17 protein-coding genes are annotated in these 21,248 nt (G+C 74.0%); 4 read left to right on the forward strand and 13 right to left on the reverse strand.

Annotated elements, in window-relative coordinates:
* Positions 1-101: 101 nt before the first annotated feature.
* The 10 genes from ACF08D_RS06720 to rsmH form a co-directional block, all read right to left on the reverse strand.
* Positions 102-926 (reverse strand): cell division protein FtsQ/DivIB, encoded by an 825-nt coding sequence (locus tag ACF08D_RS06720; RefSeq protein WP_392221471.1) that lies wholly within the window; start codon positions 924-926, stop codon positions 102-104.
* A gap of 13 nt (positions 927-939) precedes the next feature.
* The gene (gene murG, locus ACF08D_RS06725) at positions 940-2,034 is read right to left on the reverse strand and encodes an undecaprenyldiphospho-muramoylpentapeptide beta-N-acetylglucosaminyltransferase (RefSeq protein WP_392221472.1); all 1,095 of its coding nucleotides are present in this window, start codon (positions 2,032-2,034) and stop codon (positions 940-942) included.
* A gap of 6 nt (positions 2,035-2,040) precedes the next feature.
* Positions 2,041-3,501 carry a putative lipid II flippase FtsW gene (gene ftsW, locus ACF08D_RS06730; RefSeq protein WP_392221473.1) on the reverse strand — a complete coding sequence of 487 codons (1,461 nt, stop codon included), beginning with the start codon at positions 3,499-3,501 and terminating at the stop codon, positions 2,041-2,043.
* 49 nt (positions 3,502-3,550) lie between these two features.
* Positions 3,551-4,981, reverse strand: a complete 1,431-nt coding sequence (gene murD / locus ACF08D_RS06735) for a UDP-N-acetylmuramoyl-L-alanine--D-glutamate ligase (RefSeq protein WP_392221474.1) — start codon at positions 4,979-4,981, stop codon at positions 3,551-3,553.
* Positions 4,963-6,033: a phospho-N-acetylmuramoyl-pentapeptide-transferase gene (gene mraY / locus ACF08D_RS06740; protein ID WP_392221475.1), complete on the reverse strand. Its 1,071-nt coding sequence runs from the start codon at positions 6,031-6,033 to the stop codon at positions 4,963-4,965. Before mraY ends, murD begins: the two co-directional genes overlap by 19 nt.
* Entirely contained in the window at positions 6,030-7,460 is a 1,431-nt protein-coding gene (gene murF, locus ACF08D_RS06745; RefSeq protein ID WP_392221476.1) for a UDP-N-acetylmuramoyl-tripeptide--D-alanyl-D-alanine ligase, read from the reverse strand. Before murF ends, mraY begins: the two co-directional genes overlap by 4 nt.
* A gap of 4 nt (positions 7,461-7,464) precedes the next feature.
* The gene (locus tag ACF08D_RS06750) at positions 7,465-9,177 is read right to left on the reverse strand and encodes a UDP-N-acetylmuramoyl-L-alanyl-D-glutamate--2,6-diaminopimelate ligase (protein WP_392221477.1); all 1,713 of its coding nucleotides are present in this window, start codon (positions 9,175-9,177) and stop codon (positions 7,465-7,467) included.
* 17 nt (positions 9,178-9,194) lie between these two features.
* Complete coding sequence (locus ACF08D_RS06755; RefSeq protein ID WP_392221478.1) at positions 9,195-11,147, reverse strand: peptidoglycan D,D-transpeptidase FtsI family protein; 1,953 nt, start codon at positions 11,145-11,147, stop codon at positions 9,195-9,197.
* Positions 11,148-11,151: 4 nt separating this feature from the next.
* On the reverse strand, positions 11,152-11,559 hold the full coding sequence (locus tag ACF08D_RS06760) for a cell division protein FtsL (RefSeq protein WP_392221479.1): 408 nt from the start codon (positions 11,557-11,559) through the stop codon (positions 11,152-11,154).
* Positions 11,560-11,637: 78 nt separating this feature from the next.
* Complete coding sequence (gene rsmH, locus ACF08D_RS06765) at positions 11,638-12,594, reverse strand: 16S rRNA (cytosine(1402)-N(4))-methyltransferase RsmH (protein ID WP_392221480.1); 957 nt, start codon at positions 12,592-12,594, stop codon at positions 11,638-11,640.
* A 418-nt stretch (positions 12,595-13,012) separates the two neighbouring features.
* Here rsmH and ACF08D_RS06770 point away from each other — a divergent pair, with 418 nt between their 5' ends.
* The 4 genes from ACF08D_RS06770 to ACF08D_RS06785 all read left to right on the forward strand — a co-directional run bounded on the left by ACF08D_RS06770 (position 13,013) and on the right by ACF08D_RS06785 (position 18,719).
* Complete coding sequence (locus ACF08D_RS06770) at positions 13,013-13,573, forward strand: beta-class carbonic anhydrase (protein ID WP_392221481.1); 561 nt, start codon at positions 13,013-13,015, stop codon at positions 13,571-13,573.
* Between the two features lie 207 nt (positions 13,574-13,780).
* Positions 13,781-14,923: an AAA family ATPase gene (locus ACF08D_RS06775; RefSeq protein WP_392221482.1), complete on the forward strand. Its 1,143-nt coding sequence runs from the start codon at positions 13,781-13,783 to the stop codon at positions 14,921-14,923.
* Positions 14,923-16,296: a DUF58 domain-containing protein gene (locus ACF08D_RS06780; RefSeq protein ID WP_392221483.1), complete on the forward strand. Its 1,374-nt coding sequence runs from the start codon at positions 14,923-14,925 to the stop codon at positions 16,294-16,296. Before ACF08D_RS06775 ends, ACF08D_RS06780 begins: the two co-directional genes overlap by 1 nt.
* Complete coding sequence (locus tag ACF08D_RS06785; RefSeq protein ID WP_392221484.1) at positions 16,293-18,719, forward strand: transglutaminaseTgpA domain-containing protein; 2,427 nt, start codon at positions 16,293-16,295, stop codon at positions 18,717-18,719. Before ACF08D_RS06780 ends, ACF08D_RS06785 begins: the two co-directional genes overlap by 4 nt.
* A gap of 301 nt (positions 18,720-19,020) precedes the next feature.
* Here ACF08D_RS06785 and ACF08D_RS06790 read toward each other — a convergent pair whose 3' ends face one another.
* From ACF08D_RS06790 to ACF08D_RS06800, 3 genes are all read right to left on the reverse strand, one after another.
* Complete coding sequence (locus ACF08D_RS06790; protein ID WP_392221485.1) at positions 19,021-19,416, reverse strand: DUF3040 domain-containing protein; 396 nt, start codon at positions 19,414-19,416, stop codon at positions 19,021-19,023.
* Between the two features lie 264 nt (positions 19,417-19,680).
* Entirely contained in the window at positions 19,681-20,439 is a 759-nt protein-coding gene (locus tag ACF08D_RS06795) for a methyltransferase (protein ID WP_392221486.1), read from the reverse strand.
* Positions 20,440-20,509: 70 nt separating this feature from the next.
* On the reverse strand, positions 20,510-20,995 hold the full coding sequence (locus tag ACF08D_RS06800) for an SAV_6107 family HEPN domain-containing protein (protein WP_392221487.1): 486 nt from the start codon (positions 20,993-20,995) through the stop codon (positions 20,510-20,512).
* Between the last annotated feature and the right edge of the window lie 253 nt (positions 20,996-21,248).

Here is a 21,248-nt window from a genome sequence, read left to right on the forward strand (position 1 = left end):
CGCACGTTCAACGAACACGCCGAACCTCCCGTTTTTCTTTTCACCCTATGTGATCACCCATAGCGCTGACCAACCAGGGTGCTGGCCAGCGCATATGTGCGTCAACTCCGCGACGCCGCAGGGGCGGTCGGGGCGCTCACGTCGAAGTGCCCCGCTTTGGGAGCCGCCTTCATCAGTGCGGTGAGCGCACGGGCTTTCGCCTCGCCGTGCTCGCCGCTCCCCCACACCACCGTGCGCCCGCCGGTCAGCTCCAGGGTGATGGAGTCGTACGACAGGACCTTGAGCACCTTGGTGTCCCGGGCGACCCGGGCCGGGAGGTCGCCCGCCACCCCGACGGCCTCGACGGTCAGCCGCTCGGCGCCGAACCGCCGCAGGCTGGGCGACTGAGCCGCCGTCAGCTGCAGCAGGGGCACCCCCTTCGGCGCACTGGCCGCGTCGACCGTGGCGAATCGCACACCCTTGGCGTCGACCTCGGTGATCCTGCCGTTCTTCTCCGTGAGCAGGACCGGGGTGCGCTCCACCACGTTCACTCCGACCCCGTCCGGCCAGGAGCGGACCACCTCCACCGAGTCCACCCGGCGCAGCGCACGCCGCACCCGGTCCTCGATCTCGCCGGTGTCCACCGAGGCCAGGGGCGTGCCCACCGGCACCTCGGCGGCCGCCCGGAGCTGGGCGGGTGTCAGGACCCGGGTGCCGGAGGTGGTGACCCGCTCCACCCGCAGCCAGGAGGAGCCGTACAGGAGCCACAGCACCCCGGTGAGCAGCGCCAGGGCGGCCAGGGCGAGGAGCAGGGCGCGGGGGCCGGGCAGCGAGCGCCACCGGCGGCGCGGCCGGGCCGGGGACGACCCGGCGGACCCTGCGGCGGACCGCTTACCGCCGCGGGGGCCCGGCTTGCCGCGCTCGGTGGTGGTCGTCGGCCCGGCCATGCTCCCTGCCTCCTCACGCCCTGTGGCGTGCCGCGATCGCCTCGTAGACCATGCCGACGAGCAGGTCGTCGGCGTCCCGGCGGCCGAACTCGGCGGCGGCGCGGGACATCTCGTACAGCCGGTGCGGGTCGGAGAGCACCGGGAGCACCTGGCCCTGGACCCACTGGGGCGTCAGCTCGGCGTCGTCGACCAGCAGTCCGCCGCCGGCCTTGACCACCGGCTGGGCGTTCAGCCGCTGTTCGCCGTTGCCGATGGGCAGCGGTACGTACGCGGCGGGCAGTCCGACGGCGGAGAGTTCGGCGACGGTCATCGCGCCCGCGCGGCAGAGCATCATGTCGGCCGCGGCGTACGCGAGGTCCATCCTGTCCACGTACGGTACCGGGACATAGGGCGGCATCCCGGGCATGTTGTCGACGTGTGGCAGTTCGTTCTTCGGGCCGACCGCGTGCAGGATCTGGATGCCGGAGCGCTGGAGGACCGGGGCGACCTGCTGGACCACCTCGTTGAGGCGGCGGGCGCCCTGGGAGCCGCCCGAGACCAGCAGGGTGGGGAGGTTGGGGTCCAGCCCGAAGGCGGCGCGGGCCTCCGGGCGGACCCGGGCGCGGTCGAGCGTGGCGATGGTGTGCCGCAGCGGGATGCCGATGTACCGGGCGCCGCGCAGCTTGCTGTCGGGCGTGGCGACGGCGACCCCGGCCGCGTACCGGGAACCGATCTTGTTGGCGAGGCCGGGCCGGGCGTTGGCCTCGTGGACGACGATCGGCACGCCGAGCCGTTTGGCGGCCAGGTAGCCGGGCAGGGCCACGTACCCGCCGAAGCCGACCACGCAGTCGGCCTTGGTGCGCTCGAGGATCTGCTCGGCGGCCTTGATGGTGCCGCGCAGCCGGCCCGGGACGGTGATCAGCTCGGGCGTGGGCTTGCGCGGCAGCGGGACGGCCGGGATCAGCGCCAGCTCGTAGCCCCGCTCCGGTACGAGCCGGGTCTCCAGGCCCCGCTCCGTGCCGAGGGCCGTGATCCCCACGGTCGGGTCCTGCCTGCGCAGGGCGTCCGCGAGGGCGAGCGCGGGCTCGATGTGGCCGGCGGTCCCCCCACCGGCGAGTACGACATGCACCGAAATTCACCGCTCTCCGGACGGACGCTTCTTGACGCGCCGTCGCATCGACTTCCAACTCACCCCGGCCCGTTTGCCCCGGCCGGGCTGTCGCATGGCCAGGGCCGCCTTCGCCGCGGGCTCCTCCCGCGCGAAGGCGATGAGCAGACCGACGGCGAACATGGTCGGCAGCAGGGCGGAACCTCCGTAGGAGAACAGCGGGAGCGGGACACCGGCGATCGGCAGCAGGCCGAGCACCGCACCGATGTTGACCACGGCCTGCGCCGTGATCCAGGTGGTCACACCTCCCGCGGCGTACCTCACGAAGGGGTCCTCCGTGCGTCCGGCCACGCGGATACCCGCATAGCCTAGAGCCGCGAACAGGGCCAGTACCGACAGCGTCCCCGCCAGGCCCAGTTCCTCCCCGGTGATGGCGAAGATGAAGTCGGTGTGGGGCTCGGGGAGTTGGCCCCATTTTTCCACACTCGCCCCCAGCCCCGATCCGAACCAGCCGCCCGACGCCAGAGCATAGATCCCGTGCACGGCCTGCCAGCAGGAGTCCCCCGGGCCGGGCTCGGTGGCGCCGATGCAGGCCAGCCGCGCCATCCGGTTCTCGTTGGTCCGGATCAGCATGACCCCGATCGCGGCGGCGACCGCCAGCACCCCCACGAACAGCCGGGTGGGCGCCCCGGCCAGCCACAGCAGGCCGAAGAGGATCGCGGTGAGGATGATCGCGGTGCCCATGTCGCCGCCCAGCATGATCAGGCCGAGGAGCAGGAAGGCGATGGGGACGAGCGGCACCAGGAGGTGCTTCCACTGGGTCAGCAGCCGTCTGTCCTGCTTGCGGGCCAGCAGGTCGGCGCCCCACAGGATCAGCGCGAGCTTGCCGAACTCGCTGGGCTGGAGCTGGAAGGGGCCGCCGAGGTAGATCCAGTTCTGGTTGCCGTTGACCGCGTGCCCTATCCCGGGGATCTGGACCAGGATCATCAGGAAGACGGTGCCCACGAGCAGCGGGTAGGCCAGCGCCCGGTGCAGCTTGGCCGGGACGCGGGAGGCGAACAGCAGCAGCCCGGTGCCGATGGCGGCGGCCAGGAACTGCTTGCGGAAGAAGTACGTGTCGGACAGCGACAGCTCCAGCGCCTTGATCTGCGACGCCGAGTAGACCATCACCAGGCCCAGGACGGTGATCAGCAGGCTGGCGCCGAGGATCACGTAGTACGCGGTCAGCGGGCGGTCCCAGGCCCGGCGGGCCCGCTCGTAGAGGCCGCGCGCCCCGCTGCCGCGCGGCGGGCGCGGGACGGGGACCCGCCGGGGCCGGCCGGGCGTCCGGCCCCCGGTGGGGGGCCGCCGCAGCCCGGCGGCCCGGCCGCGCAGGGCGAGCCCGGCGGCGCGGGCGCGGGCGGCCCGGAGGGCGGGCCGTACGGCGAGGCCCTTCGGGACGGGGCCCGCGCGGTGCGGTGGGTACGCGGCGGCGTGGTCGGCCGGCATGGTCGCTGTCCCCTCCAGTCGTGCCCGGCGCGGCCGGACCTGGTGGCTGTCAGGCGCGCTCGGCGGCGAGGGCGCGGACCGCGTCCGCGAAGGCCTCGCCCCGCTTGTTGTAGTTGACGAACATGTCCATCGAGGCGCAGGCCGGGGCGAGCAGGACGGTGTCCCCGGGCCGGGCCAGCTCCGCCGCTTCGCGGACCGCCGCGGACATCGCCCCAGTGTCGGTCCGGTCGAGGTCGACGACCGGCACCTCGGGCGCGTGTCGCGCGAGGGCTTCCCGGATCAGGGCGCGGTCGGCGCCCATCAGCACCACGCCGCGCAGCCGCTTCGCCGACCCCGCCACCAGCTCGTCGAAGGTGGCGCCCTTGGCGAGGCCCCCGGCGATCCAGACGATCGGGTCGTACGCGGCGAGCGACGCCTCGGCGGCGTGGGTGTTGGTGGCCTTGGAGTCGTCGACGTACCGGACGCCCTGGACCTCCTCCACCAGCTCGATGCGGTGCGGGTCGGGCCGGAAGGCCCGCAGTCCGTCCCGTACGGCGGTGGCGGGGACGCCGAAGGCGCGGGCGAGGGCCGCCGCGGCGAGCGCGTTGGCGATGTTGTGCGGCGCCGGCGGGTTCACGTCGGCGACGGAGGCGAGTTCCTGGGCCTGCTTCTGCCGGTCCTCGACGAAGGCCCGGTCCACCAGCAGGTCCTCGACCACGCCGACCTGGGAGGGGCCGGGGGTGCCGAGGGTGAAGCCGATGGCGCGGCAGCCCTCCTCGACGTCGGCCTCGCGCACCAGGTCCTCGGTCGCCTTGTCGGCGGTGTTGTAGACGCAGGCGATCCGGTTGCCCTCGTAGATACGGCCCTTGTCGGCGGCGTACGCCTGCATGGAGCCGTGCCAGTCGAGGTGGTCGGGGGCGAGGTTGAGGACGGCGGCGGAGTGGGCGCGGACGGAGGGCGCCCAGTGGAGCTGGTAGCTGGACAGCTCGACGGCGAGGACGTCGTACTCCTCGTCGCCGAGGACGGCGTCGAGGAGGGAGACGCCGATGTTGCCGACGGCGGCGGTCCGCAGGCCGGCCGCCTCCAGGATGGCCGCGAGCATCCGTACGGTGGTGGTCTTGCCGTTGGTGCCGGTGACGGCGAGCCAGGGCGCGGCGCCGGGGCCGCGCAACCGCCAGGCCAGCTCCACGTCGCCCCAGACCTCCACGCCGGCCTCGGCCGCGGCGGTGAACAGCGGCTTGTCCGGCTGCCAGCCGGGGGTGGTGACGACCAGTTCGGTGCCCTCCGGCAGGGTGTCCCCGTCGCCGAGGCGGACGGTGACGCCCTCGGCGCGGAGCTCCGCCGCCTGGGCGCGGGAGCGCTCGTCGTCGCCGTCGTTGACGACGGTGACGCGCGCTCCCAGGCCGGCCAGGACGCGGGCGGCGGGGATGCCGCTCACGCCCATGCCGGCGACGGTGACGTGCTTGCCCTGCCAGGAGGTACTCACTTGTCGGCTGCCCATCCCGCGTAGAAGAGGCCGAGTCCGACGATCACGCACATGCCCTGGATGATCCAGAAGCGGACCACCACAAGGACTTCGGACCAGCCCTTGAGTTCGAAGTGATGCTGGAGCGGCGCCATCCGGAAGACCCGCTTCCCGGTCATCCGGAACGAGCCGACCTGGATGACGACGGAGAGGGTGATCAGGACGAACAGGCCGCCGAGAAGCGCGAGCAGCAGCTCCGTGCGGGAGCAGATCGCGAGGCCCGCGAGCGCGCCGCCGAGGGCGAGCGAGCCGGTGTCACCCATGAAGATCTTGGCCGGTGAGGTGTTCCACCACAGGAAGCCGAAGCAGGCGCCCATCAGCGCCGAGGCGACGACGGCGAGGTCGAGCGGGTCGCGCACCTCGAAGCAGGCGTTGGGGTTGGTCAGGGTGTCGGCGTTGGCGCACGACTCCTGGAACTGCCACAGGCCGATGAAGGTGTACGCGCCGAAGACCATCACGGAGGCGCCGGTGGCGAGGCCGTCCAGGCCGTCCGTGAGGTTCACGCCGTTCGACATGGCGAGGATCATGAACAGCGCCCAGACCACGAACAGCACCGGGCCGATGGACCAGCCGAAGTCGGTGATGAAGGAGAGCTTGGTGGACGCGGGGGTCTGGCCGCGGGTGTCGGCGAACTGGAGCGCCAGGACGGCGAACGCGATGCCGACGATGAGCTGTCCGGCCATCTTCGCCTTGGCCCGCAGGCCCAGCGACCGCTGCTTGACGATCTTGATGTAGTCGTCGAGGAAGCCGACGAGGCCCATGCCCGCCATCAGGAACAGCACCAGGACGCCCGAGTAAGTCGGGTCCTCCCCGGTGATGACCTTGGCGAGCGCGTACGCGATGAGCGTGGCGAGGATGAAGGAGATGCCGCCCATGGTGGGCGTGCCCTTCTTGCTGCCGTGCGTACGGGGGCCGTCGTCGCGGATGAACTGCCCGTAGCCCTTGCGGGCGAGCAGCTTGATCAGCAGCGGGGTGCCGATGAGGGTCAGGAAGAGCCCGATGGCCCCCGCGAAGAGGATCTGCCTCATCGGCCGGTGACCTCGCCCTCGGTGGTGCCCTCGAGCAGTGCCTGGGCGATCCGCTCGAGCCCGACCGACCTTGATGCCTTCACCAGCACGACGTCTCCCGGGCGCAGCTCACTGCGCAGCAGGTCGATCGCCGCCCGTGCGTCGGACACGTGCACCGACTCCTCACCCCACGAACCCTCGTTATATGCGCCCAGTTGCAGCCAGGACGCTTCCCTGCCCCCGACCGCGACGAGCTTGCTGACGTTGAGCCGGACGGCGAGCCGTCCGACCGCGTCGTGCTCGGCGAGCGCCTCGTCCCCCAGCTCGGCCATCCGGCCCAGCACCGCCCACGTGCGGCCCCCTCCGGCCTGCTTGGCCCTGCCGATGGCCACGAGGGCGCGCAGGGCGGCCCGCATGGACTCGGGGTTCGCGTTGTAGGCGTCGTTGACGATCGTCACACCGTCCGGACGCTCGGTGACCTCCATGCGCCAGCGGGAGAGGGTGCCCGCCCCGGAGAGCGCGGTGGCGATCTCGTCGACGGACATGCCCAGCTCATGGGCGACGGCGGCCGCGGCGAGCGCGTTCGACACGTGGTGCTCACCGTACAGGCGCAAGGTCACGTCGCCGCACCCGGTGGGTGTGTGGAGCGTGAAAGAGGGCTGTCCGGTCTCGGTGAGCCGGACCTTCTCGGCGCGTACGGCGGCTTCGTCCGATTCGCCGAAGAGCGTCACGCGCGCGTGGGTGCGGCTCGCCATGGCCCGTACGAGGGGGTCGTCGGCGTTCAGCACGGCGATGCCGCCGTCCTCGGCGGAGGGCAGCGCCTCGACCAGTTCGCCCTTCGCGATGGCGATCTGCTCCCGGCCGCCGAACTCCCCGATGTGGGCGGAGCCGACGTTGAGGACGACCCCGATGGACGGCGGGGTCAGCTCGGTGAGGTACCGGATGTGGCCGATTCCGCGCGCCCCCATCTCCAGGACGAGGTGCTCGGTGTCCTGGTCCGCGCGCAGCGCGGTGAGGGGCAGGCCGATCTCGTTGTTGAGGGAGCCGGGCGTCCAGACGGTGGGGCCCTTGCGCTGGAGCACCTGCGCGATCAGGTCCTTGGTGCTGGTCTTGCCGGCCGAGCCGGTCAGCGCCACGACCCGGGTGCCCAGCCGTCCGACGACGGCCCGGGCGAGCGCACCGAGGGCGGTCCGGACGTCGTCGACGACGACGGCGGGCACGCCGACGGGGCGGGTGGCGAGGACGGCGACCGCGCCGGCCGCGACGGCACGCTCCGCGTAGTCGTGGCCGTCGACGTTCTCGCCGGCGAACGCGGCGAAGAGGGAGCCGGGCTCGACCTGGCGGGAGTCGATGACGACCGGGCCGGTGACCAGGGTGGCCGGATCCGGTATGTCGTGCGACTGCCCGCCGGTGAGTTCGGCGATCTCGGCGAGGGAGAGGGCGATCACTGCTTCATCCCTGACTGTTCTCGGATCGGTTGGCGGGCCCGCCGGGCGCTCCGTGCCGTGCCTCGATGGCTGCGCGGAGGACCTGGCGGTCGTCGAAGGGCCGTACCACTCCCGCGATGTCCTGGCCCTGCTCGTGGCCCTTGCCGGCCACCAGCACGGTGTCGCCGGGCCGGGCGCGGGCCACGGCGGCGGCGATCGCGGCGGCCCGGTCCTCGAACACGGCGACCTCGCCGCGCTCGTGGGCGGGCACCCCGGCGGCGCCGGCGAGCATCGCGGCGAGGATCGCGAGCGGGTCCTCGGAGCGGGGGTTGTCGGAGGTGAGTACGGCGGTGTCGGCGAGACGCGCGGCGGCGGCGCCCATCGGGCCCCGCTTGGTGACGTCCCGGTCGCCGCCGCAGCCGAGGACGACGTGCAGCTCGCCCTCGGTGACCTTGCGCAGCGAGCGCAGGACCGATTCGACGGCGTCCGTCTTGTGGGCGTAGTCCACGACGGCGAGGTACGGCTGGCCCGCGTCGACGCGCTCCAGGCGGCCGGGGACGCCGGGGACGGCGGCGATGCCGTCGGCGGCGGTCTGGGGGTCGATCCCGGCGACGGCGAGGGTGACGACGGCGGCCAGGGTGTTGGCGACGTTGAAGGGGCCGGCCAGGGGCGCCTTGGCGTCGACGCGCTCGCCGCGCGGGCCGTGGATGGTGAAGGTGCTTCCGAGGGCGCCGATCTCGACGTCGTCGGCGCGCCAGTCGGCGTCCGGGTGGCCCTCGGCGGAGAAGGTGACGACCGGGACGGACGCCTCCTTGGTGAGCCGCCGGCCGTACTCGTCGTCCAGGTTGACCACGCCCAGCCGGCTGCGGCGCGGGGTGAAGAGCTGCGCCTTGGCCTGGAAGTAGTCCTCCATGCCGGAGTGGAACTCCATGTGCTCCGGGCTGAGGTTGTTGAAGACGGCGACGTCGAAGACGCAGCCGTCGACGCGGCCGAGCACCAGGGCGTGGCTGGAGACCTCCATGGCGACCGAGTCGGCGCCGCGCTCGCGCATCACCGCGAACAGGGCCTGGAGGTCGGTGGCTTCGGGGGTGGTGCGTTCGGACTTGATGCGCTCGTCGCCGACGCGCATCTCGACGGTCCCGATGAGGCCGGTGGCGCGGCCCGCGGCCCGCAGGCCGCCCTCCACCAGGTAGGCCGTGGTGGTCTTGCCGGAGGTGCCGGTGATGCCGATCTGGAGCAGGTCCTCGCCGGGCCGCCCGTAGATGCCGGCGGCCAGCTCGCCCATCCGGCCGCGCGGGTCCTCGACGACGAGGACCGGCAGTCCGGTGGCGGCGGCGCGCTCGGCGCCCGTCGGGTCGGTGAGGATCGCGACGGCTCCGAGGTCGGCGGCCTGGCCGGCGAAGTCGGCGCCGTGCAGGCGGGAGCCCGGCAGCGCGGCGTACACGTCACCGGGGCGTACCGCCCGGGAGTCGTGGGTGATGCCGGTCACCTGCGCGTCGCCGCCCTGCGCCGGCACGTCGAGGCGGGCCGCCAGTTCGCCCAGGGGCGTGGGGCGGACCCGGTCCGGGCGGGGTGTCCCCGGGCGTTTCGCGGAGGTGTCCGTGGGGGTGGTTCGGGACTGATCAGCGTGTGGCACGGCGGTGAGCGTACCGGGCGTACCCGTGATCGGGCTAAATGAGGGCGCCTGGGCAGCGTGGCCGCCGGATCGGTTCCCGGGGTCTGGGGTGGTGGTCGTCACTGGTTGCTCCCGCCGGCTCACTCGCCGGGTTTGAACGTGACCGGCATGCGGGGTGCCGGCTTGCCGGTTGGTGCGACTTGCAGGGTCTTGAGGGCGAACTCCATGACCTTCTTGTAGATGGGTCCGCAGATCTGGCCGCCGAAGTAGCTGCCCTTGGTGGGGTTCTGGATGGCGCAGTAGACGGTGATCTGCGGGTCGTCCGCGGGGGCGAAGCCCGCGAAGGACGCGGTGTAGCCCTTGTAGCGGCCGAGTTGGGGGTCGACGCGGTTGGCGGTGCCGGTCTTTCCGGCGACGCGGTAGCCGGGGATGGCGGCCTTGGTGCCGGTGCCCTCCCGGTCGTCGACGACCGATTCGAGCATGGCGGCCAGGGTCCTGGCGGTCTTCTCGCTGACGACCCGGGTCTTCTTGGGGGCGGGTGCCGGGGTGAAGCGGCCGTCGGGGCCCTTGGTGCCGCGGACGAGGGTGGGTTCGATGCGTACGCCGCCGTTGGCGACGGTGGAGTAGACGGAGGCCGCCTGCATCGCGTTGATGGACAGGCCCTGGCCGAAGGGGATCGTGTACTGCTGGGAGGTGGACCAGTCCCGGGGCGCGGCGAGGATGCCGGAGGTCTCGCCGGGGTAGCCGAGGCCGGTGGGGCTGCCGATGCCGAACTTGCGCAGGTAGGAGTGGAGGACCCGGTTGGCCTGCGCCTGGGTGGGGCCGAGCTGTCCGGTGGCGAGGATGGTGCCGATGTTGCTGGACTTGGCGAGGACGCCGTTGAGCGTCAGGTACCAGGTGGGGTGGTCGATGTCGTCCTTGAAGAGCCGGTCGCCCCGGTGGAGCCGGTTGGGCACCACGACGTGGGTGGAGGGCGTGGCGGCGCCCTCCTCCAGGACGGCGGCCATGGAGATGACCTTGGCGGTGGAGCCGGGTTCGTAGGCGTCCTGGAGGGCGGCGTTGCCCATGGCGGCGGAGTTGGCCTGGGACAGGTCGTTGGGGTCGAAGCCGGGCGCGTTGGCCATGGCGAGGACCTCGCCGGTGCGGGTGTTCTGCACTATCACGTAGCCGCGGTCGGCCGCGGACTCCTCGACCTGGCGGGTGATGGCCTGCTGGGCGGCCCACTGAATGTCGCGGTCGATGGTCAGCTCGATGTCGGCGCCGGGCACGGCCGGGGTCTCGCGGGCGCCGGCGGTGGGGACGCGGCGGCCGCCGGACTGGGCGTACTTGATCTTGCCGTCCTTGCCGGCCAGCTCCTTGTCGAGCATGGACTCCAGGCCGCCGCCGCCCCGGCCGTCGGCGTTGACGTATCCCAGTATCCCGGCGGCCAGGGTGCCGTTGGGGTACACGCGCTTGCTGCTGGGCTCGTTGAAGATGCCGGCGAGGACGCTGACACCGGAGCCGCCGGAGGCCTTCTCGGCGCGGGCCTTCTCGGCGAAGACGTTCTTCAGGTCCTTGATCTGCTTCCACACCTGGGGGGTCTGGCGGCGCGCCAGCAGGGCGTAGCGGGACTTGGGCGCCTTGAGCTTGCCGACCAGTTCGGCGGGGTCCTTGCCGAGGATCGGGGCGAGGAGGGCGGCGGCCTGCTCGGGGGCGTCGGGGGCCTTGCTCTCGGCGGGCGTGAACATCTTCGGGTCGGCGGTGATGTCGTACGCGTCGACGCTGGTGGCCAGGGCGATCCCGGCGCGGTCGGTGATCTCGCCGCGCTCGGCGGACAGCGTGTACTCCTGGTACCGGTTCTTCTCCGCCTTGGCGGCGTACGCGCCGGCGTCGACGGCCTGGACCTGAAGGAGCCGCACCACGAACGCCAGCATGACCAGCGTCAGGCCCAGGCTGACCAGCCGCAGCCGGGGCCTGGGGCTGCCCAGCCGGATGGTGCGCGCCCGGGCGGGGGTGCGGGGCGCCTGCCGGGGGCGGCGGGCGGCGGGGCGGCCGGGGCGCTCCGGGCGGGCGGGGGCCGGTACACGGCGGCGCGGGGGCTGCGTGGGGGGCACTGCGTCACCTGCCGGGCGTCGTCGGGGCGGAGGGCGGGGCGGGTTCGGCGGTCGCCTCCCGGGGGACGCCCCGCACCCGGCCGTCGGGGCCGAGGAAGGCGGGGCTGCCGCCGGGCACCATGCCCAGCTCCCGGGCGCGGCGCTCCAGGGCGTCGGGGGCGGAGCGGTCGTCGACGGCGCGCTGGAGCTCCTGCTCCTCGTCGGTGAGTTCGGTGGTCCTCTTCTTGAGCTCGCTCAGCCGGAAGGAGCCCTCGTTGAGGGAGGAGTTGAGCAGCAGGAGGGTGATCAGGCCGCCGCCGAGGAGCAGCACGACCAGGAGGACGAAGGGGGTGCGGGCCGCGGTGCTCGGCCCGGACGGCATCAGCCGTGCCAGTCGTGCCGCCCGTCCCCTGAGCTGTCCCGCCCTGGTCACCCGTCCTCCCGGTACGCCCGCCGCTCGTCGTGCATGTGTCCGCCGTCCCCGGGCCGGTGCGCCCGGCCGGGGCGGTGCCTACAGATCGTCCTCCCGGATCCGCTCGGCGCCCCGGAGCCTGGCGGGGGCGGCGCGGCGGTTCTCGGCGACTTCGTCCTCGGTGGGGAGTTCGGCACCGCGGGTCAGCAGCTTGAGCCTGGGCTGGTAGCGCTCGGGCACGACGGGCAGTCCGGGCGGGGCGGTGCTGGTGGCGCCGGCCGTGAGGACCTGCTTGACCAGCCGGTCCTCCAGCGAGTGGTACGACAGGACGGCGATGCGGCCACCGGTGGCCAGGGCCTTCACGGCGGCGGGGACGGCCCGTTCCAGCACGGCCAGCTCGCCGTTGACCTCGATCCGCAGGGCCTGGAAGGTCCGCTTGGCGGGGTTGCCGCCGGTGCGCTTGGCGGCCTGCGGGAGGGCGTCGCGGATCAGCTCCACCAGGCGGGCGCTGTTGGTGAACGGTTCCTTCTCCCGTTCCCGTACGACCGCCGCCACGATCCGCTTGGCCTGCTTCTCCTCGCCGTACTGGCGCAGGATGCGGACCAGCTCGCCGGGCGGGTAGGTGTTGAGCACCTCGGCGGCGCTCATGCCGGTCGTCTGGTCCATGCGCATGTCGAGCGGGGCGTCCTGGGCGTACGCGAAGCCCCGGTCGGCCTCGTCGAGCTGCATGGAGGAGACGCCCAGGTCGAACAGGACGCCCTGGACGCGGGGGACGCCGAGCCGGTCCAGTACGGCGGGCAGCTCGTCGTACACGGCGTGCACGAGGGTGGCGCGGTCGCCGAACCGGGCGAGCCGTTCGCCGGAGAGCCGCAGCGCCTCCTTGTCCCGGTCGAGCGCGATCAGGCGCGCCTCGGGGAAGCGGGTCAGCAGCGCCTCGCTGTGGCCGCCGAGGCCCAGCGTGCAGTCGACGACGACCGCACCCGGCTCTCCCAGTGCGGGGGCCAGCATGTCCAGGCACCGCTGGAGCATCACCGGGACGTGTCGGGTCTCGCTCATGCGCCCTCTCGGATTCGGCGCGGCGTACGCACTGCCGGGTCTCCGCCCGTCCTCGCCGGTGCGGGGCCCTCCGGGGTGGGGAGGTCCTGTCGGCGCCGGGTGGGCGTCGGCCGGCCGGCGAGCGGGAGGAGGCCGAGCCGTACGTACCGCCGCACACGCGGGGGAGAAACCGCGGATTCGCTGGGATTCGCTCGATGTCTCCGTGAACTTCGCGTCACTTTAGTCCACTCCCCCGCCCGGTCAATCAACCGGGCAGCGCGTCGCGCCGGGCGCGCGCGGCGGGGGCGGACGGGGGGCGGCTCACCCGGTCGGGGGCGCCGCGGGGCCCCCTGTGGGGTACCTCACAACGCGGTGAGTTGACGCTCTTTGTCCCCCTCGGGACGCGCCGCGGTCACGGACGGCCGTTAACGTCTCTGCCATGTCGACTTCCTCTTCCGCTCCCTCCTCCGCGCAGCCCTCCTCCGGCCCGGCGGCCGCCGGCGGAACGGTCACGGACCGTGTCGTCGAGGCCAACCGGCAGTACGCGGACGCGTTCAAGGACCCCGGTCTGGCCGCCCGGCCCGCCCTCGGGGTCGCCGTGGTCGCCTGCATGGACGCCCGGCTCGACCTGCCCGCGGCGCTCGGCCTGGAGCTGGGCGACTGCCACACCATCCGCAACGCGGGCGGTGTGGTCACCGACGACGTGATCCGTTCGGTGACCATCAGCCAGCGGGCCCTCGGCACGCGCAGCGTGGTGCTGGTCCACCACACCGGCTGCGGCCTGGAGACGCTGACCGAGGACTTCCGCCACGAGCTGGAGCAGGAGGTCGGCCAGCGGCCCGCGTGGGCGGTGGAGTCCTTCCGCGACGCCGAGCAGGACGTACGGCAGTCGATGCGGCGGCTGCGGACCTCGCCGTTCCTCCTCCACACCGACGACGTACGGGGGTTCGTCCTCGACGTCACCACCGGGCTGCTGCGAGAGGTCGACCCGGCCTCCTGAGGCGCACCACCCGGGACACCCACCCGGACCCGCCGTCTCCGACACTTGGCACCCGGTTGTCCACAGCCGAGTGACACGTACGGGCAACGGCAACAAGAATGCGGGGGTGGCACCGGCCCTGAATGGTTCGGAGACGGTGTCCGTGTTTCAAGGGTGGACCGTGCCGTCAGTCGCGCACGGCCCATGGAACGGGCCGAGGAGGGCCGTGTGACGACCTATGACGATCGAGCGAGCCTCACAGACCTGACCACCACGGCGGAACGGGTCCGCAGGTCGGTGGAGGGTGTGATCGAGGGCAAGCCTGAGGTCGTACGGCTTTCGCTGACCGTGCTGCTCGCCGAGGGGCACCTCCTGATCGAGGACGTCCCCGGCGTCGGCAAGACCATGCTGGCCAAGGCGCTGGCCCGGTCGATCGACTGCTCCGTGCGGCGCATCCAGTTCACCCCCGACCTGCTGCCGTCGGACATCACCGGGGTGTCCGTCTACGACCAGCAGCGGCGGGAGTTCGAGTTCAAGCCGGGCGCGATCTTCGCCCAGATCGTGATCGGCGACGAGATCAACCGGGCCTCGCCCAAGACCCAGTCGGCGCTGCTGGAGTCGATGGAGGAGCGCCAGGTCACCATGGACGGGCAGAGCTACGAGCTGCCCAGCCCCTTCATGGTGGTGGCGACCCAGAACCCGGTCGAGATGGAGGGCACCTACCCGCTGCCCGAGGCGCAGCGCGACCGCTTCATGGCGCGGGTCTCCATCGGCTACCCCAGCGCCGAGGCCGAGCTGCAGATGCTCGACGTGCACGGCGGGGTGTCCCCACTGGACGACCTCCAGCCGGTCGCCCACGCCCACGACATCGTGAAGCTGATCGACGCGGTGCGCGAGGTGCATGTCGCCGAGGCCGTCCGGCGGTACGCCGTGGAGCTGGTCGCCGCCACCCGCACCCACCCGGACCTGCGCCTCGGCGCCTCGCCGCGCGCCACCCTGCACCTGCTGCGCGCCGCGAAGGCGTCGGCGGCGCTGAGCGGCCGGGACTACGCGCTGCCGGACGACGTCCAGGCGCTGGCGGTCGCCGTCCTGGCGCACCGGCTGCTGCCGACGGCGCAGGCCCAGCTGAACCGGCGCACGGCCGAGCAGGTCGTACGGGACATCCTGCAGCGGACGCCGGTGCCGACGGCCGCGCCTCCCGCCGCCGCCCCGCCCGCCGGCCGGATGCCCGGCGGGCACGTGCCCGGCGGCCCCGTGCCGGGCGGGCCGGTGCAGCCGGGCCATCTGGCGCCCGGTCACCTGCCGCAGGGCGGCGGCCCGGCCGCGGGCGCCCCGCTGTACGGGCGCCGGCCCGACGCACGGCGGCCGTGATGGAGGCCGGGGGGGCCGGGGGGCCCACCGGCCGGGACGGCGGGGGCCGGGGCGGGATGCGGGCCGCCCTCGGCGGGCTCACCACCCGCGGCCGGTCCTTCCTGGCGGCCGGGGTCGCCGCGGCGGTCTGCGCGTACGTCCTGGGCCAGGCCGACCTGCTGCGCGTCGGGCTGCTGCTGGCCGTGCTGCCCCTGGTGTGCGTGCTGGCGCTGTACCGCACCCGCCACCAGGTCGCCGGGAGCAGGCGGCTGTCGCCGCAGCGGGTGCCGGCGGGCGCCGAGGCGCGGGTGCACCTGCGCATGGAGAACGTGTCGCGGCTCCCCACCGGGCTGCTGATGCTCCAGGACCATGTGCCGTACGTGCTGGGGCCCCGGCCCCGGTTCGTGCTGGACCGGGTGGAGGCGGGCGGGCGCCGCGAGGTGTCCTACCGGGTCCGCTCCGACCTGCGCGGACGGTATCCGCTGGGCCCGCTCCAGCTGCGGCTGAGCGACCCGTTCGGGATGTGCGAGCTGACCCGGTCGTTCAGCGCCTACGACCTGCTGACGGTCCTCCCGCGCACCGAACCGCTGGCCCCCGGCCGGCTGCCGGGCGAGGCGTCCGGCTACGGCGAGGGGCGGCAGCGCTCGCTGGCGCTGGCGGGCGAGGACGACGTCATCCCGCGCGAGTACCGCTACGGCGACGACCTGCGGCGGGTGCACTGGCGGTCGACCGCGCGGTACGGCGAGCTGATGGTGCGCCGCGAGGAGCAGCCGCAGCGCGCCCGGTGCACGGTCCTGCTGGACACCCGCGCGGTGGCCTACCAGGGCGCCGGTCCCGACTCGGCCTTCGAGTGGGCGGTGTCGGGTGCCGCGTCGGTGCTGGTGCACATGCTGGAGCAGGGCTTCTCGGTGCGGCTGCTGACCGACGAGGGCGTCCCGCCGGGCGTGACGGGTGCCGGGGACGGCTTCACCGGTGCGTCGGCGGACTCGGCCGACGCGGCGGGGCTGCTGCTGGACGCCCTCGCCGTCGTGGACCACTCCGACGGGGCGGGGCTCTCGCGCGCGTACGACCTGCTGCGCGACGGGAACGAGGGACTGCTGGTCGCCTTCGTGGGCGACCTGGACGAGGAGCAGGTGGCGGTGGCGGCACGGATGCGGCAGCGCAGCGGCGCGGCCGTCGTGTTCGTCCTGGACAGTGACGCCTGGCTGAGCGGCGGGGCGGTGCCCCGGGCCGTGGAGGACCGGGTGGGGCGGCTGCGCGACGCGGGGTGGACCGCGGTCGCCGTGCCGCCCGGCGCGTCGCTCGCCGGGCTGTGGCGGGACACGGGCCGGGCGGGTGTGGGACCGGCCACGACGGGTGGCGGGTCGAGCGGGGTATCGGGGGGTTGGTCATGAGCGGTCGCGGACGGCTGGCGCTGTGCGCCTTCGCCGCCACGCTGATGGCGGCGGGCGCGCTGCTGCCGCTGGTCGATCCGGCCGGCTGGATCGTGCAGGCCGCGCTGCTGCTGGCGCTGCAGAGCGGGGCGGGCGCGCTGGTGCGGCGGTGGTCGTCGGCGCGGGCGCTGACGGTGGCGGTCCAGGCGCTGGTCGCGCTGGTGGCGCTGACGGTGGTGTTCGCGCGGGACCGGGCCGTCGCCGGGTTCGTCCCCGGGCCGGACGTGATCGTGGAGTTCGGCGCCCTGCTGAACAAGGGGGCGGCGGACGTCGGGCAGTACGCCATACCGGCGCCCGCCACGACCGGCATCCGGCTGATGCTGGTCGGTGGTGTCCTGCTCGTCGGCCTGGCGGTGGACGCCCTCGCGGTGACGTTCCGCAGCGCGGCCCCGGCGGGCCTGCCGCTGCTCGCGCTGTACTCGGTGGCCGCGGGGCTGTCGGGCGGGGGCGCGAGCTGGCTGTGGTTCCTGCTGGCCGCCACCGGCTACCTGGTCCTGCTGCTGGCCGAGGGCCGCGACCGGCTCTCCCAGTGGGGGCGGGTCTTCGGCGGCGGGGCGCCGTCGCGCGGCGACTCCGGACGGGCGGGGGCCGCCCCGGCGCCCCGGCGCGGCCCGCCGGCGCCCGCGCGGACCGGGCGCCGGATCGGCGTGCTGGCCCTGGGCATCGCCCTGGCCGTACCGGCCGTGCTGCCGTCCCTCGGCGGCGGCCTGCTGGAGGGCGCGGGCGGCGGGACCGGGGGCGGCGGGGGCATGATCAACGCCGTCAACCCGCTGGTGTCGCTCCAGGACAGCCTGAACCAGCCGGCCAACCGCGAGGTGCTGCGCTACAACACCAACGCGGAGTCCACCTCGGACCAGTACCTCCGGCTGACCTCCCTCGACTCCTTCGACGGCTCCTCCTGGCAGCTGTCCAAGCGCCCGCTGGAGGACGTCCCCGACCCGTTCCCGCAGCCGCTCGGGCTGACCGGGAACGTGTCCGCCACGGAGATCACCACCTCGGTCTCGGCCTCCGGCGACTACCAGCAGACGTGGCTGCCGATGCCCTTCCCGGCGGTGCGCGTCGAGGTCGACGGCCGCTGGCGGTACGAGCCGATCGGCCGCACCGTCGTCGGCGACGGCGACCAGACCACCCGGGGCGTGCGGTACACGGCCCGCAGCCTGGTCCTGAACCCCACGCGCGAGCAGCTCGCCAACGCTCCCGAGCCACCGGCCGAGTTCGCCGGCGAGTTCACCAAGGTGCCCGACTCGCTGCCGGCGGACGTCCGCTCGACCGCCCTGGCGGTGACCAGGGGCGCGGCGAACGACTACGAGCGTGCCGTGCTGCTCCAGGACTGGTTCGCGGTGAAGGGCGGTTTCCGCTACGACACCGAGGTGTCGTCGGGCTCCGGCCCGTCGGCGATCTCCCAGTTCCTGCGGAACAAGGAGGGGTTCTGCATCCACTTCTCCTTCTCGATGGCGGCGATGGCCCGGACGCTGGGCATCCCGGCGCGGGTGGCGGTCGGCTTCACCCCCGGCGCGCCGCAGCCGGACGGGACGATGTCCGTCGGCCTGCGCGACGCGCACGCCTGGCCCGAGCTGTACTTCGAGGGGGTGGGGTGGACGCGTTTCGAGCCCACCCCGACGCGCGGTTCGGTGCCCGAGTACTCCCGCCCGGAGGCGCCCGCCGACCGGCCGAGCGCGCCCGCGCGACCCGAGGAGAGCGCCGCCCCGCTGCCGTCCACGCAGCCGTCCGTGCAGGACAGCTGCCCGCCGCAGGCGCGCCGGCTGGGCGAGTGCGGCGAGACGCAGGCGCCGGGGGCCGCGGCGTCCGGTGACTCCGGCCCCCCGTGGGGCACGATCCTGCTCGTCGCCGCCGGTGTGCTGGCCGTGGTGCTGGTCCCGCTGCTGCCGCTGCTGTGGCGGGTCCGGGTCCGGTCCCGGCGTCTGGGTGCGGCGGGGCACGGCGCCCAGGAGGTGACCGCCCGGACCCTGGCGGCCTGGGCGGAGGTGATCGACACGGCCTGGGACTACGGCATCGCGCCGGACGAGTCGCTGACACCGCGCCGGACGGCCGAGCGGATCGTGCGGCTGGGCACCCTGGAGGGCGCTCCGGCCGAGGCGGTGCACCGGCTCGCCGGGGCGGTGGAGCAGGCTCTGTACGCGGCGCGTCCGGAGCCCCTGGCCGGGGCCGCCGGAGAGGTGGCCCGCGTCCGGCAGGGCCTGGCCGCCGGGGCCGGCCGGGGCGGGCGGCTGCGCGCGCTGCTGGCCCCACGCTCGACCGTCCGGGTGGTCTGGGCCGCCTCGGAACGCCGGGCGGCGCTCACCGCGCGGTGGGCCGACCGGCGCCACCGCCTGGCCGACCGCTGGTCGGCGGCCCTGCGCCGCCCGTCCCGCCAGCGCGGCTGAGCCGGGGGCGCCCGCGGGTGGGCCCGGGCGGCTGCGGCTCGGCCCGGGGCGGCTGCGGCTCGGCCCGGGCGGCCGGTGACGACAGAGGCGGCGGTCCTCCTCCGGGAGGGCCGCCGCCTTCGTGTCGTACGGGATGGGGGCAGGGGCGCCGGGAGTGCGCGCGGGCGGGCGGCTGTCCGGCTGCCGGGTGGGGGCCGGCGCTCGGGGACGCGTGAGGGGCGACCGCCCGGTGGCGGTCGCCCCTCATACGCACATCACCAAGTGACCCGGCCGCCGGGCGTGCGCCCCGCGGCCGTACGGCTCAGTGGCCCTGCTCGTCGCGGCGGCGCTGCCACCGCTGCTCGATCCGGTTCATCATCGAGCGGCGCTGCCGGGGCTGGCGGCCGGGCGCGGCCGTGCCTCCCTGGGCCGGCTGCTCGCCGGGTTTGGGCGCCTTACGCCATCCGGTGACCGCCAGGACCGCGCAGCCGAGCATGACGAGGAATCCCACCACGCTGATCCAGATCTGCTGGGCGACCATTCCGGCCATGAGGAGCGCGATACCCACCAGGAAGCCTGCGACCGCCTGGTAGACCCGTCGCCGGGTGTGTGTACGCAGCCCGCTTCCCTCGAGCGCTGTCGCGAACTTGGGATCTTCGGCGTACAGCGCTCGCTCCATCTGCTCGAGCATTCGCTGCTCGTGCTCCGAGAGCGGCACGGAGTCCTCCTCGTCGTCGGTCGCTGGGGGCGACCGGTATGCGGCCCTTTCAGGATAGGCAGGGAATCGCCCCCGTGAAACCCGCCCTGTGGTGCTTCACCGATCGGACCGCCATGCCGGTTCGGGTGGTGAGGCGTTGATTCCCCGTCCTCCGATCCGTCATGCCGGATGGTGTCCCTCGATCATACGGGGATCCGGCCGGTAACGGGGGGCCTGTGGCGTACTCCATCTGCCGCTGCGTCGCTGATCAGCACGCTGATGGCGTCAGCCGCGCTTTTCACCCAGGACGTGCAGCTGGGTGGCGACCGAGCGGAAGGCGGGCAGCTCGGCGGCGGCGGCCTCCAGCTTCAGGAGCGCGTCGAGGGCTCCGGGCTCGGTGTCGACCAGCACCCCGGGCACCAGGTCGGCGAAGACCCGCACCCCGTGCACGGCGCCGACCTCGACGCCGGCCGCCTCGACGGCCTCGGTCAGCTGCTCGGCCGTGAAGCGCCGGGGCACGGGGTCGCCCTCGCCCCAGCGGCCGGCCGGGTCGCCGAGGGCGCGGCGGGCCTCGGTGAAGTGCCCGGCGAGCGCCCGGGCGAGGACGGCGCCGCCGAGCCCGGCGGCCAGCAGGCTGAGCGCCCCGCCGGGCCGGAGGGCCTCCACCGCGTTGCGTACGCCCTCGGCGGGGTCCTCCACGTACTCCAGGACGCCGTGGCAGAGCACCGCGTCGAAGCCCTCGCGCCCGACCACGTCGAACAGGCCGTGCACATCGCCCTGGACGCCGCGCACCCGCTCGGCGACTCCGGCCTCGGCGGCGCGGCGCTCCAGCGCGAACAGCGCGTTGGGGCTGGGGTCGACGACGGTGACCCGGTGCCCGAGCCGCGCGACCGGTACGGCGAAGTTCCCGCTGCCGCCCCCGGTGTCCAGGACGTCCAGGACGTCCTTTCCGGTCGCCTTGACCCGGCGGTCGAGGGCGTCCTCGAGAACGTCCCACACCACGGCGGTACGGAGGGAGGCGCGGGGGCGCTGCGGGTCCGACACGGCAGTTGACTCCTCGGTGACGGTTACGAACGCGTCCCACCCTATGGCCTGACCGGGGGTGCCCGGTCACTCAGCCGGCACGGCCCTCGCCGGGCCCGTGCTCCCTGGCCCCCGGCAGCTCCGGGCCGGGTAAGAACAGCCGCTCCACCAGGCCCAGGAAGGTGGTCACGGCACGGATCAGGTCGTCGGCGTCGCGCGGGCTCGCCGCGCCTTCTATGCCTGCTTCCGCGCGGGCCCTGCGGGAGGCGCCGGAGGCGAACAGGGCGCTCCACTCGGCCAGCTCCGGGGCCGTCTCGGGGAGCACCTCCCAGGCGCTGCGGATCTGCTGCCGCTTGCGCGGGGTGGTCTCCGGGCGGCCCCGGACGGCGAGGACGGCCGCGGCGGTGCGCAGGGCGGCCAGGTGGGCGGTGGCATAGCGCTCGTTGGGCACGTCGAGGGCGCGTGCCTCGTCCAGCGCCGCGTGGGCCTGGTCGAGCAGGTCGAGGGCGGCGGGCGGCGCCGAAGCACGGCGCAGCACCGGGTGGACGTCTCCCGCCGCCGCGTGGGAACCGGCCATGACGAACCTCCTGTCGTCGTGTGACGGCACAACGGCCGTATGCCCCCATCGTGCGGGCCCGCACTGACAATCCGGCCCGACCTGGCGTTTTGCCTCGATCGACAGTTCGGAGTAGCTTTTGAACTGACTGGTCAGTTCAAAGAAATGGGGGCCCGTGGACAGCCAGGACGACCACCTGGACAGCCCGGACGAGCGGAAGAAGGCGACCGGCGCCCAGCGCGGCACGGGGGACGACACCCCGCGCGGCGCCGCC

Source organism: Streptomyces sp. NPDC015131, from assembly GCF_043079975.1.
Lineage (GTDB): Bacteria > Actinomycetota > Actinomycetes > Streptomycetales > Streptomycetaceae > Streptomyces.

Coding starts and splice junctions, on each gene's coding strand:
- ACF08D_RS06720 (WP_392221471.1), bottom strand. CDS start 926: ATGGCCGGGCCGACGACCACCACCGAGCGCGGCAAGCCGGGCCCCCGC.
- ftsW (WP_392221473.1), bottom strand. CDS start 3,501: ATGCCGGCCGACCACGCCGCCGCGTACCCACCGCACCGCGCGGGCCCC.
- murD (WP_392221474.1), bottom strand. CDS start 4,981: ATGGGCAGCCGACAAGTGAGTACCTCCTGGCAGGGCAAGCACGTCACC.
- mraY (WP_392221475.1), bottom strand. CDS start 6,033: ATGAGGCAGATCCTCTTCGCGGGGGCCATCGGGCTCTTCCTGACCCTC.
- rsmH (WP_392221480.1), bottom strand. CDS start 12,594: ATGAGCGAGACCCGACACGTCCCGGTGATGCTCCAGCGGTGCCTGGAC.
- ACF08D_RS06770 (WP_392221481.1), top strand. CDS start 13,013: ATGTCGACTTCCTCTTCCGCTCCCTCCTCCGCGCAGCCCTCCTCCGGC.
- ACF08D_RS06780 (WP_392221483.1), top strand. CDS start 14,923: ATGGAGGCCGGGGGGGCCGGGGGGCCCACCGGCCGGGACGGCGGGGGC.
- ACF08D_RS06785 (WP_392221484.1), top strand. CDS start 16,293: ATGAGCGGTCGCGGACGGCTGGCGCTGTGCGCCTTCGCCGCCACGCTG.
- ACF08D_RS06800 (WP_392221487.1), bottom strand. CDS start 20,995: ATGGCCGGTTCCCACGCGGCGGCGGGAGACGTCCACCCGGTGCTGCGC.